At 66.0% G+C, this 12,479-nt stretch carries 7 protein-coding genes; 3 read left to right on the top strand and 4 right to left on the bottom strand.

Annotation, left to right across the window (positions count from 1 at the left end; all coding sequences use genetic code 11):
* Positions 1-135: 135 nt before the first annotated feature.
* On the top strand, positions 136-918 hold the full coding sequence (locus ACFYSC_RS12725) for a neutral zinc metallopeptidase (RefSeq protein ID WP_389960477.1): 783 nt from the start codon (positions 136-138) through the stop codon (positions 916-918).
* 343 nt (positions 919-1,261) lie between these two features.
* Positions 1,262-1,834 carry a hypothetical protein gene (locus tag ACFYSC_RS12720; protein ID WP_389960475.1) on the top strand — a complete coding sequence of 191 codons (573 nt, stop codon included), beginning with the start codon at positions 1,262-1,264 and terminating at the stop codon, positions 1,832-1,834.
* 181 nt (positions 1,835-2,015) lie between these two features.
* On the opposite strand, the gene ACFYSC_RS12715 is transcribed toward ACFYSC_RS12720, so the two are convergent.
* Together ACFYSC_RS12715 and ACFYSC_RS12710 are read right to left on the bottom strand one after the other, a co-directional pair.
* On the bottom strand, positions 2,016-2,327 hold the full coding sequence (locus ACFYSC_RS12715) for a hypothetical protein (protein WP_389960473.1): 312 nt from the start codon (positions 2,325-2,327) through the stop codon (positions 2,016-2,018).
* 289 nt (positions 2,328-2,616) lie between these two features.
* A complete protein-coding gene (locus ACFYSC_RS12710) occupies positions 2,617-3,180 on the bottom strand; it encodes an ATP-binding protein (protein WP_389960471.1) in 564 nt (187 codons plus the stop codon).
* A gap of 274 nt (positions 3,181-3,454) precedes the next feature.
* Between ACFYSC_RS12710 and ACFYSC_RS12705 the strand changes: the two genes are divergently transcribed.
* A complete protein-coding gene (locus tag ACFYSC_RS12705) occupies positions 3,455-5,317 on the top strand; it encodes a hypothetical protein (RefSeq protein WP_389960469.1) in 1,863 nt (620 codons plus the stop codon).
* Between the two features lie 24 nt (positions 5,318-5,341).
* On the opposite strand, the gene ACFYSC_RS12700 is transcribed toward ACFYSC_RS12705, so the two are convergent.
* Both ACFYSC_RS12700 and ACFYSC_RS12695 read right to left on the bottom strand, forming a co-directional pair.
* A complete protein-coding gene (locus ACFYSC_RS12700; RefSeq protein ID WP_389960467.1) occupies positions 5,342-5,800 on the bottom strand; it encodes a hypothetical protein in 459 nt (152 codons plus the stop codon).
* 114 nt (positions 5,801-5,914) lie between these two features.
* Positions 5,915-12,376, bottom strand: coding sequence for a LamG-like jellyroll fold domain-containing protein (locus ACFYSC_RS12695; RefSeq protein ID WP_389960465.1), 6,462 nt, complete (start codon positions 12,374-12,376; stop codon positions 5,915-5,917).
* Positions 12,377-12,479 lie beyond the last annotated feature (103 nt).

Below are 12,479 nucleotides of genomic sequence, written 5' to 3'. Positions count from 1 at the left end.
CCGTTCCACCTGTTCCACCGTCCTCACCGCGCGGCCGTACCCCTTCTCCCAGGGGTACGGCCGCACGCGTCTTCCGGGCGCGGAGATCCCCAATCCGCTTTACCGGCGCTTTATGCCTCTATAGGGTTCGTGATCATGCGTACCCCCCTCATCACCCTGCTCTCGGGCGTGTTCGCGGGCCTGCTGTTCACCGGCACGGCCGCCGCGGGCGTCACCGGGCAGGCCGCGGCCCCCGCGCCCACGGGCACGAAGGCCCTCACCAGCAACCCGATCTACAGGACCGGCTCCCTCGACGCCACCTCCTGCCAGGAGCAGCCCGTCAAGCCGGACGACCTCGACTCCTCCCGGGTCTACCTGGAGTTCGTGGTCGAATGCCTCAACGACACCTGGAGCAGGCAGTTCGCCAAGGCCAAACTGCCCTTCTCCAAGCCCGGCTTCCAGACCACCTCCCGGCTCGGCTTCCCGACCGGCTGTGGACCGTTCCCGAAGGGCGCCCAGGCGGTCTACTGCGCGAAGACCAAGAGGATCACCTTCCTGCTGAACCCGTCCATCCTGTCGGAGTCGACCGAGCTGTTCCTGCTGGAGGTCGTCGCCCACGAGTACGGCCACCATGTGCAGCGGCTCTCCGGGATGACGGGCGCCCTCGACCACAGGAGGTACCGGACCAAGAAGGCCCTCCTCGCCGACATCCGGAAGATCGAGCTCCAGGCCGAGTGCCTCGGCGGCGCCTTCATCGGCAGCATCTGGCGCGACCTCGGCCGCAGCCAGTCCGACCTCCGCTACGTCGTCAGCTACGCCTACGACACCGTCAGCCACGGCAAGGCCCGCAATGTCGCCTACTGGCTGAACCGCGGCTTCGACCAGGAGAGCCCGGGAGCCTGCAACACCTGGACCGCCTCCCCCTCCAAGGTCGCCTGACCCTTAAGATCGCCTGCCCCGCGTCTACGGGATCGCCCGGCACGCGCCGACAGCGTAGAACGCTCCACCTCCACCGGGACCGCCCGCCGTACGCCCCACAGCCGTACGGCGGGCGGTCCCTCTTCTTCGGAGACCTGTCTTTCGCCGGAGGGCCATCCACAGGGAACGGTTCTTTTCCACCCGGAGGGGTCCCCGCCCTCCCGCGACCGCGTCCGTCGGCGACTCCGGCGGAAACCTCCGGCGACACGCCGCTCACCCTGCGTAAGCTGATCCCGCCTGGACGCCCTCCATGTCACACGTCAGGCATTCCCCCTATCGCGCGTGACAGCGAGGAGAAGACGCGTTGAGCACGAACACGGAAGCACGGATCTCGCTCCTGGAGCAGGACATCGCCGACCTGCGCACCTGGTCCCTGGAGCAGTCGAAGGTGTCGGTAACGATCCTTGCGGCCCTCGGTGACCTCCGGAAGGGTCAGGAGGACCTCCAGAAGAGTCAGGAAGAGCTCCGGAAGGGCCAGGAGGAACTCTGGAAGGGCCAGGAGGGACTCCGAAACGAGGTCGGAGGACTCCGGGAGGGCCAGGAAGCGCTCCGGAAGGATCAGGAGGGACTCCGAACCGAGGTCGGAGGGCTCCGGGATGAACTTCACACCGAGGTCAGGAACCTTCGGAAGGATCTCTACACCGAGGCCAGAAGCCTCCGAGGTGAGATCGGAGTAGTCCGGACTGAAGTCGGAGGACTCCGAACCGAGCTCGGAGGGGTGAAGGAGGAGATCAAGGAGATCCGGGGAGACCTCGGGGTGGTCAAGCGGTCCGTCGGCAACCTCGAATCCTCTATGAAGCGCGTCGAGGGCGACGTGGCCGAGGTCAAGGCCGGTCACATCGAGCTGCGCAACCTGGTCTCCGGAATGATCCGATAACGGTGAGGGCCGCCGTCCCGCTGGCCCGGCGGGAGGGCGGCCCGTCTCCTCACATCCCCTCGACGCAGCCTCTGCCCGCCACAGCGCACCCCATGCACGACCGAAGCCCCGAATTTCCATAAACGCCAAAAAGACCGATGCAAGGGGAGAGATCGGGCACGGCAACGGCCCGCATCCCCTCTCACCGCACCGGTACTCCCCCGCTCTCGTAGAGGTCCGCGCAGCGCAGCATGACCCCGCGGACAGTGGTGGCCAGGTCGTGCACGCCGTACACCATGTAGAGGCGGCGGCCGGTCTTCGGTGACGTGCGGCCGGTCCACCACCGGTAGACCGCGCCGTCGGTCCAGACCACCAGGTCGGCCCAGAGCAGCACCAGAGCCAGGCCGTACCCGCCGTGAACGTCGCCCAGGACACCCCTGCCCGCCAGCTCGTCGCGAAGCCGCCACGCGGCCCGTACGGCCGGCGTCGTCACCAGCGCACCCTGCGCGTTCACCGTTTCCCGCCCCCCGAGAGATCCGTCGGGAACACGGACGCGTTCCCTCCTGACAGTGTCGGGACGCCGCCACTCGGGGCAGTCAATTGATCACCAAGGGACCTGCCGATCTTGGTCCGGATCGGTTGTGGAACCCCGTACGGTTTCGTGGCGCTCTTTGCGGGACGGCCCGGCAGGATGCCTGTCTCGGGGCGGCCCCGCAGGACATCCATCGAGAAGGCGGCTCGACCGGGCGCTTCACCACTGGGCGGCCCTGCGGCACCCATCGCAGGGCGGCTCGGCGGAGTGCTCACCGCGGGGGCAGCTCGGCCCAGACCGCGTGGCCCACCGCCTGCGTCCCCCGCACCCCGACCCGTACGGCCAGGCCGGCGACCAGCGCCAGGCCCCGGCCGTCCTCGGCGAGCGCATCGGAGTCGCGACGCGGAGCGAACCTCGGGGTCGCTCCCCAACCGCAGTCGTAGACGGTGACCCGGATCGCGGAGATCCTGCGGGCCACCTCCACGATGAAGGTGCCGTACGGCTGCCCGCTGGCGGTGTGCGCGACCGCGTTGGCGGCCAGCTCGGCGACGATCTGCTCGGCGTCGTCGCGGCGGGGAGAGTCCTCCAGCAGGAAGCGGACGAAGCGGCGGGCCTCCGGGATCTGGTCGGCGCGGCCGGGAAAGGTACGCCGATAGGTCATGCCCCCGGGCCACAGCCCCACCATGGCGTCCACCAGCATCGGCGCCACCTCACCGCAGGCGAGGGCATCATCGCCGGGAGCAGGGATCGCCTCGTCGAAGACGGAACTCGCCTCAGCAGGAGTGGAACCCACCTCGTCAGGAGCAGGGCTCGCCTCGTCGGGGGCAGCAGTCATGTCGTCTCCTCGGATGGGTGTTCCTCGGACGGGTGTCCTTGGGTGCGCGTCCTCGCGTGCGTGCGAAGAGCCGTCCCGCACACGGTGACGCGGACCGCCCGCCGCACCGACCCCCATCCGTGTCCGCCAGACCACCCCACCCGAGCACCCCGCCGACCTGCGCCGACACCGCACCGGCCGCCCGCGCATCCCCATTTCCCCGCACGCCTGTCACACAAAGTGACGGATCATTTACGATTTCCGTACGGTACGGCTCGGCGAAGGAGGCGACCCCATGTCAGGCGAGGGCTACCGAACCCTGCTCGACTGCCGGCGACGCAGCACCGCCCTGCGTGCCCGCGCCTTCACCTACGACCAGATCGCCGACGTCCTGGCCCTGGACCACGACGTCAGCCCGTTGCGGCTGTACCGCTACGCCCATGGCCGCACCGCCGCCGACGTGGTCGCCGCCCACAACGACCTCGACCCCGCCGGTACGGCCAGCCTGCGCGAGGCTCGGCTCTACGACTACGAGTCCTGGCCCGCCACCGGCCGCCGCCCACCGGCCCGCACCCTGGCCATCCTCGCCCACCTCTACCAGACCACCGCCCGCCACCTGGTCACCACGGAGGCCTACGCCACCTACCGCCCCCGCGACCGCGACCTCCTCGACCGCGCCGACCACCGCCACCTCGACCTCCATCACCGCCCCTCTCCCGAGGCACCCGCTCTGCCGGGCCTTCCCGGGACGGCTCCCCTGCCAGGCATGGATCAGGCGACGCTGTCGGGCCTCGCTCAAACCCCATGGGGGCTCAGCCGCCCGCCTCCCCCGCAGCCGACCACGACCTCCGGCGGCCCCGACACCACGACCTACCTGTCCCCGTGTAACGAAGCCATCGCCCCCTGGCCTCTGGCGTCCGGCCCTGGGGAGCGTGCCAGCATGAACCCGCAGCCACCCACCGCCTCTGGCCTCTTCCCAGGTTCCCCGGGCGGCCCGCCCGCGCGTTTCGCCAGCGGCTCGTTCGCAGCCGCCTCCGGCGTCCCACTGGCGGGTGCGGTGGACTACACCGGACTGCTGCGCGCCCTCACCGCCGAGGAGGCCGACATCAAACGCCGCGACCTGCTCTTCGAACTCGCCCTGCTCCTCGGCGGCGCCCCCGCCCTGCCCCTGCTGCGCCACCTGCCCGAGGGCGACCGCGACCGCCTCGCCACCCTCGCCCGCCACCACACCGCCGTCGATGACAACGCCCTGGACCTGCTGGAGCGCCTGACCGCCCGCCTGTGGGCGCTGGACGAAGAACTCGGCCCCGCCAAGGTCCTGCCCGTAGCCGAGGCCAAACGCGCCCTCGTCGACGACCTGCTCCGCCACGCCACCCTCACCCCCGCACTGCGCACCCGCCTGCTGCGCCTGTACTGGAGCCTGTCCCACCTCACCGGCTGGAGCCGCTTCGACCTCCTCGACTACGACGGCGCCACCCGCCGCTACACCGAGGGCCTGGCCGCCGCCCACGAACTGCGCAACCCCGCCCTCCTGGCGCACCTGCACGGCCTGCTCGCCCACATGGCGCTGTATCAGAAGAAGCCCACCGTCGCACTGGATCACGCCTTCGCCGCCGAAGGCTGGGCCAAAGAGAGCGGCAACCATCTCCAGCGGTCAGCCACCGCCATCCAGGTCGCCCGAGCAATCGCCGCCGCCAAGCGCGACCCGCACGCTCTCCGCCTCCTGGACCGCGCCACCGACCTCGCCGACAGGAGTCAAGGCGGATCAGATCTGCGGCATCTATTCTGGCTCACCCCGGAGCGCGTCGCGTCCTACCGGACGTTCTGCCTCATCGAACTTAAACGCCCCGACCTGGCCATCTCCGAGGCACAACGCCGCCTGGCCGCTATGGGACCGGACTCGGTCCGCGAGCGAGGCATCCTGCAACTGGAATACGCCCTCGCCCTGATCGACCGCCGCGAGATCCCCGAAGCCGCCGCGATGATCGGCGAAGCCACCGGGATCGTCACCGGCCACACCTCCACCCGCCTCGCCCACTCCATACGGCAGGCCCGCGCCCAACTCCAGCCCTGGCAGGACAACAGGCACGTCCATGACTTGGATGAAAAATTTCGCACCCTCATAATTATCGATCGGCGATCCTCTGCAGCATTATAGGGTTTGATTCATAAATCAAATTCCTCAAGATGGGCCATCACATCGATATCCATTGTCATCCCAGCATCCATCCAAACTGCTTACAATAACTTCCCAGACATTCCCACGACCTCCTTCAATTGCCTTATTTTCGGATATCGAAATTCCAATCACTCTATTTGCCGCCTTCTTTGCAAGGTCGGCGCTGCAGAAATCTCCACACTTATTAAGACTTTTGACATTAGACGACCATCCGGCTTTTTCGAAGCCCTCAATAATCTCCTCCTTGGACACACCGATATTGACATTCACAGATAGCCATGCACCATTATTCGAGGAGTCACACCCATTCATATCATCAATCGATATAACTTCGCGCGGGAGAGATTTTTCAATCGACTTACGAAGTATATTATTTTCTTTTTTGGCGAGATCTAGACACGACTGTGCTCCAGACTGCGATTCGCTTGCACACGCCGTCAATACACCTAGGAGCAATGCCAACCCTCCCAAAGCAGCGCCTGCTGGACTAGTGCGAAACAAATTTTCACCACCTATAGCTTTTCTGAAGTTTCCTCGATATGGAGCACTTAAGGATCCCCTAGGAGTTTTTAAACTTTAAAACCATGGGCTATCCCAACCCTGCCCGCCATTGATGGTTATACCTACATGCCCGCTGTAACTCCCCGCACAAGGTCCGGTCATGCATGCATAGTCGATTTTTGCCTGCCTCTCAGCTCGTTCCTTTTCTGCAGGGGTTGGACTCCTTTCCGCCCTACCTCCATCTTCGACAAGCCAACCGTTCTCTCTAGCGTACTCTCTTGGGGTAAGGATTCGACCACCATCGATAGGTATAGCTAGATAGTGACCGCTATAGCTTCCGACACATGGGCCGGTCATGCAATCAGAATCTATCTTTGCTTGCCTTTCAATTTTGCGAAGCTCCGTAGAACTGATCCCCATTGGAGTAGATGCAAAACCGTTCGCTCCTGGCCTGCTATCCCTTGGGCACCCTTCGGTAAAGAAATTCGACCGACATAGAACCCCTACCGAAACCCCATACATATAATTTAAGGCGTACTCGAATCCATTGGCGCTTATAATCTTTTCTATTTTTTTCTTGTTTCTTAGTGCATACCTTCTGGCAAACGCGTTAACAGCTTGATCTTCTGCGCTTTCCTTGGGGCTATTCGCGGAATATTGCTCATGCTTATCCGCCACACCTTTTGCGAAGTCCTCATCAACCAGAACGGTCAGAAACACCTGCCACAAGAAATGACGGACAGCACTCCTTCTCTTGTCCTCTACCGGACCCTCTTTATTTGCAACAAAATTGCTAATTTTGGTACTAATGGAGTCCCCTATGTAACAGGACTGCGGATCGAATGCATTCATCGCAGCACAAGCTACAGCCTCTTGCCTTTTATGCCTATCCCAGCACCAATTTAGTATGCATTCTTCGTTTGGATTAGACCCATTGCCTTCTTGGCGGCTTGCATCAGACAAATAAGTGGCACTGTGTCCAGAAATATCTACGCTGGTCAGAGGCGTAGAGTTGCCATAGACATATCGGTTAATTTGGACCGATGGCTGTGGAACAAGGTTAACGATGTCACGGGAGGCGAAGGTGCCGCTTCCTGGGCGGTACCAGCGGGCGTGCATGTTCACCTTGCCGGTGTCCGGGTCGGTGTACTCGCCCTGGTAGCCGAGCGTCCGCTGGGTGCCGGAGCGCTGGAGCACCTCGCCGAAGGGGTCGTAGGCGGTCGAGTCGACCAGGGCGGTGCCGGAGAAGGTGCCCACCAGGTCGCCGTGCAGGTCGGTCATCGTGCCGAGCGCCGGGCCGCCGCCCTCCTGGAGGCTGAGCAGGCCGCCGGCCAGGTCGCGGCCGTACTTGGCCTGGAGCGCGCCGGCCCCGTCGGTGACGGTGACGATATCGTTGCTCAGCCCGGAGTAGACGAACCGCTGCTGAGCGGTGCCCTTGGTGCGGGAGGTCATCCGGCCCAGGGCGTCGTAGCCGTAGGCGGCGTCCCCGTCGGAGACCATCTGGTCGAAGGCGTCGAAGACGAGGTTCTTGGTGACGCCGCCGGTGGTCTCGGTGGCCACCGTACCGCGGGCGGTGTAGGTGTAGGTGGTGCCACCGCCGGACAGCAGCCGGTTGCGCTCGTCGTAGACGAAGGTCTTGTCCCCGGCCTTAGTGCGGTTGCCCGCGTCGTCCCACTCGTAGGCGGTGGCCTTGCCGTCCGGGGCGGTCCAGGAGGTCAGGCGTCCGGAGTGGTCGTAGCCGTAGGTGTTGACCCCGGCGCCCGCCGTACCGCTGGTGGTCTTGGTGACGAGGTTGTCGTCCTTGTCCCAGTCGTAGGCGATCTTCGACAGCTGGGTGCCGCCGCTGTTCTTCAGCGTGTGGGAGGTGAGCCGGTCCACGGCGTCGTAGCTGTAGCTCTGCGTGTTGACCGGGTTGGCGGAGGTCTGGCTGGTGAGCCGGTCGGCGTTGTCGTAGCCGTAGGTCCAGGTGCGGCCGGTGACCGGGTCGGTGGCCGTCTTCAGCCGGCTGGCGTTGTCGTAGGTGTAGGTGGAGGTTCCGGCGGTGTCGACGCGCTGGGTGGTGTTGCCCAGACCGTCGTAGGCGTAGGCGGCGACCTGGTTGGTGGCCTTGGAGACCTTGGTCAGCAGGCTGCGGTCGTTGTACTCGAGGGTGTAGTCGCCGATCGCGGTCAGGCGGCCGGCCGCGTCGTAGGTGAGGTTCCGCTCGGGGGTGTCCACCCCGGCTCCGGCGCCGGTCTGCTTGGTGACCTGGCCGAGATGGTCGAAGACGCGGTCGATGCGCACCCCGCCCGGCTGCAACGTGGTCACGGCGTTGCCCGCCGCGTCGTAGCCGGTGGTCCAGGTGCGGTCGGCGGCGTTCGGGTGGGCGGTGGTGGCCGATTCGATGACCGACTCGGCCAGGCCGAGGACGTTGTAGGTGGTCCAGGTGGCGTTGCCGCGCCCGTCGGTGAGGCGGGTACGGGCGCCGGTCGCGTCGTAACCGAACGTCGTGGTGATCGACTTGTCCGCGGAGACCGGCTCGACGAGCGAGGTCATCCGGCCCAGCGCGTCGAACGTCCGCCGCGTGACGTGCCCCTCGCCGGAGGTGCCGCTGGTCGGGTTGCCGGCCGCGTCGTAGCCGAAGCCCAGCGTACGGACGACCGCACCGGTGGCGTCGAGGTCCTTGGCCCCGGTCTGCCGCCCGGCCAGGTCGTAGACGGCCTCGGTGGCGTTCTTCAACGGGTCGGTCACCTTGACCGTACGGCCCGCGAGGTCGTAGTCGACGGTGGACCTATTGAGGTTCGGGTCGGTGGTGGCGGTCACCTCTCCGGCGGCGTTGACCTCGTAGCCGGTGGTCTTGCTGCCCGGGGCGACGCTCTTGGTGAGGTTGCCCGCGGTGTCATAGGTGAGGGTCGTGGTGTAGGCGGCGGTGGTCGGCCTGCGCTCGATCCGCGTCTGGGTGATCTTTCTGCCGAGATCGTCGTAGGTGGCCTCGTCACGCGCGCCGGTCGGGTCGATCGTGGCCAGCGGCTCGCCCAGCAGGTCGAACTGGGTCACCCACTGCCCGCCCGGTCCCGAGGGGCCGGGGTCGGTGACCCGTACCGGGTTGCCCAGCGCGTCGTACTCGGTGGAGGTGACATAGCCGCGCTCGTCGGTGACCTTGGTCTTCCGGCCCGCCGCGTCGTATTCCATGCCGACCTTGGGGGTGACCGCCTCGCCGCCCGGCGGAGTGTAGGGCGGGGAAACCGCCGAGACGAGCCGCCCGGCCTTGTCGAAGGCGGAGGTGAGCCTGCGGCCCTCCGCGTCGACGGTCTGGGTGGGCAGGCCGGCGGTGTCGTAGCCGTACTTCTCCGTGGGGCGGCCGTCGGCGGCCGACCCGGTCTTCTCGACCTTCACCCGCGGGGAGGTCTTCTCCACGAGCTGCCCCGCGATGTCGTAGCGCATCTCGGTGGTGAAGTCGGCGGCGGTGGCTCCGGAGGCGTTGCCGCGCGGGTCGGTGGCCGTGACCAGCAGTCCGCGGTCGTCGTAGGTGCTGGTGGAGACCAGGTCGTCGTCGCCGTTCTCCACGGTCTGCCGCGTCACCTGGTTCAGCGCGTTGTAGGCGTAGAGGGTGGACTCCGTCCGGGTGGTGCCCGCGCCGGTGAGGGTCTTCTTGGTGACGTTGTTCCCCTCGTCGTACTCAAGGGTGGTCTTGCGCTTGAGCGTCGCGGGGTCGAACGTGGTCGAGGTCAGGCGGCTCGCGGCGTCGTAGACGTACTCGGTGGTGGCCTTGCCGCCGCCCTTGACCTGCTTGGTGAGGTTGCCGGCAGCGTCGTAGACGTTGTCCTCCAGCACCACGTCGGTGGTGGTGGTCAGGCCGTTCAGCTTGACGTCGTCGCCGATCACCTGGGAGAGCAGGTTGTCGGCGAAGTAGGTGTAGGAGGTCTTGCGGCCCATCGCATCGACCTGGGCGGCCAGCCGGCCTCCGGGGTCGTAGGAGCGCGACTCCAGCACCACGTCCTTGGCGGGTTGCGGGCTGACCGGGCTGCCGGTCCAGTTCTTCAGCGTCGTGGTGGCCGGCTCGCCGCGCTTGGTGTAGCCGAAGGTACGGACGACACCCAGTTGGTCGGTCGTCGAGACACGGGCGCCGGTGGCATCCCAGGTGGTCCGGACCACGCCACCCTCGGGGTCGGTCACCGTCTCCACCCGGCCGGAGGCGTCATAGGTGTAGGTGGTGACGCGCTCCGGGTCGCCGCCGGTCAGGTCGGACAGCGTCTCGGTCAGCTTGTTGCCGTCGGCGTCGTAGGCGTAGGCGACCCTGGCGGTGTGGGTGATGCCGGTGACCTCGTTCTTCACGCCGGGCCCGGTCTGGGTGAGCATGCGCCCGAGACCGTCGTAGGTGAACGTCGTCGTCGCCCCGGTGGGGTGCGCCTCGGAGACCTCGGTGCGGGTGAGCATCCGGCCCACCGCGTCATAGGTGAACTTCGTGACCAGGCCGGACGGGCTGGTCTGCTCGGCCAGGTCACCGGCCGAGGTGTAGCGGTAGGTCGTCTCCTTGCCCCTGGCGTCCTTCGCCGACTTCACCAGGCCGGCGGGAGTGTTCCCACCACCGATGGCGGGCTCGGTGCCGTCGGTGTAGGCGGTGAGCGTCGAGCGGCCATTGGGGAAGTCGGCGGTGACGGGAGTCGTCTCCTTGAGGGGCTCGCCGTACTCGTTGTACTCCCACTTGGTGGCGTAGGTGTTGTCGGTAGAACTGGTGGAGCGGGCGTCCCGCCTCACGGTCATCCGGTCGTTGCGCGGGTCGAACTCGTTGGAGCTGTTGAGGTGGAACGTCTGCCGTGTGGTCTGGCAACTCGTCGAGGTCCGGCAGGTCTTGACCGTTGTGACGTTGCCTCGGGTGTCGTTGACGCGTTCGGTGAGGTTGTTGTTCGGGTCGGTGATCTTCGCTAGGAAGCCACCGGTGTCGTACTCGTACTTGGTGACCTTGCCGAGCTGGTCGGTCTGGCTGTTCAGGCGATAGCCTCGCCAGGCGTCATGGGCGTAGCTGAGGGTGTTGTTCTTAGGATCGGTCACCGTGACCGTCGCGAGTTCGCCGGTGGCGGAGTAGACCGGCTCCCCCAGCTTCCAGGTACCACCGTGCTGGTCGGTGTGGGTGGCGACCCGGTCGTTGGCGGTGTTGTAGGTGGTGGACATCCACACCCGCTCTGATGGCAAGGTGATCTTGTTCAGCTTGAACGGTGCCTCGGTTCGGGCGTCATAATGCGCGCGGACCTGGGTGGGAGTGAGAGTTCGGTCGTAGACGGCGAACTCGTCGATGAGACCGTTGAATCCCCGGCCGATGATGGTGGAGGCGTCCGGGATGTCTGTCTCTATGCCCAGGGCGAGGGTGCCGACGGGGGTGCCGTCGACGTACATCGTGGTGAGGTCACGGGTCGCAGTGATCACCGCATGGTGCCACTGGCCGTCGTTGACCGCCCGCGTGGACAGGATGGGGGTGTCAGAGCCGCCTTCGAGCCATTCCAGATGCCCCCGCAGCTTGCCATCGGCACCGACATACATGCCGGGTACCCCGGTCGCCTGGAAGATCGAGCCAGAGGAAGCGGTCGTCTTGAACCACGATTCGACTGACAGGTTCTTCCCGAGATTGCGGAGCAATCCCCATTTCTGGATCTCGGAGGTGCCGGCGCCCTGGAAGCCGGCTGCGGCGTTGGTCGTTCCAGCGAGCGCTCCAGGCTTGCCGGTCTGCACACCGGAAGGGAACTCAAGGTAGCCGCTCAGGCCGGTCTCGTCGGGGAAGTAGGTGTACGTGCCAACCTCGGGGGCGGTTTCGGTGCGGGACTCCCCCATCCGCCAGTAGCCCATGGGACGGTCGTCCAGCACACTCGCCTGATAGCGGGAGCCGGTCCCATAGTCGTAGACGGTGCAGTTGGGGGCAGTCGCCGGAGCGCAGGCTCTGGTGAGGCGCTGCCCGTCGTAGACGTAGGTCCACTGCAGCGGTTTCCCGTCGACCGGATCGGTGGTCACGGAGGTAACGTGGTCGCCTGTCCAAGCGAAGGTGAGCGACCGGCCTCCGGCGGCGGAGACCTTCGAAAGCTTCCCGTCGGTGCCGTAGCTGAGGTCCTGGGAACGGCCGCGGCTGTCGGTGAGCTTCGTCAGGCGGCCCTGTGCGTCGAAGGTGTAGGAGATCGACGACTTGTCCATCAGCCGCCAGCCACCGCCTGCCTCCGTCGCCAGCGTGACGTGGACACCGGGTGGCGGCTGGAAGGTCGTGACTCCCGCGCTGGTGCGCTTTGCCGCGAAGCGGAGTTTATGGCCATCGGGATAGGTCACCAGTAGCCGTTGCGCACCGCTGTCCTCCGGCTGGATCTTCATGTCGTACCGGGTCGACCAGCCGGGCCCGAACATCCCGTCGATACGCCCGTCGAGGCTGTTGTAGGAGCGCACGACCGACAGCGGCATGCCTGAAGTGGAAACGGAGGCGTCGGTGAAGGTGGTCGTGTAGTTACCGACGAGCTGGTGGAACTCCTGGCCGTTGACCCCTCTCTCAGCGAGGTGGGAGCTCACCACGGGCTGACGCACAGCGGTGACGAATCTCAGGTCCGAGAGCGTCCCGGTCTCCTGGGTGGAGACGTCACGAATCGTCGCGTCCCAGGTGTAGGTCTTACCCCAGGAGAGGATGCCC

Source organism: Streptosporangium sp. NPDC004379 (assembly GCF_042873875.1).
In the GTDB taxonomy this organism is placed as follows: domain Bacteria; phylum Actinomycetota; class Actinomycetes; order Streptosporangiales; family Streptosporangiaceae; genus Streptosporangium.
This window is presented reverse-complemented; position numbering and strand designations above follow the sequence as displayed.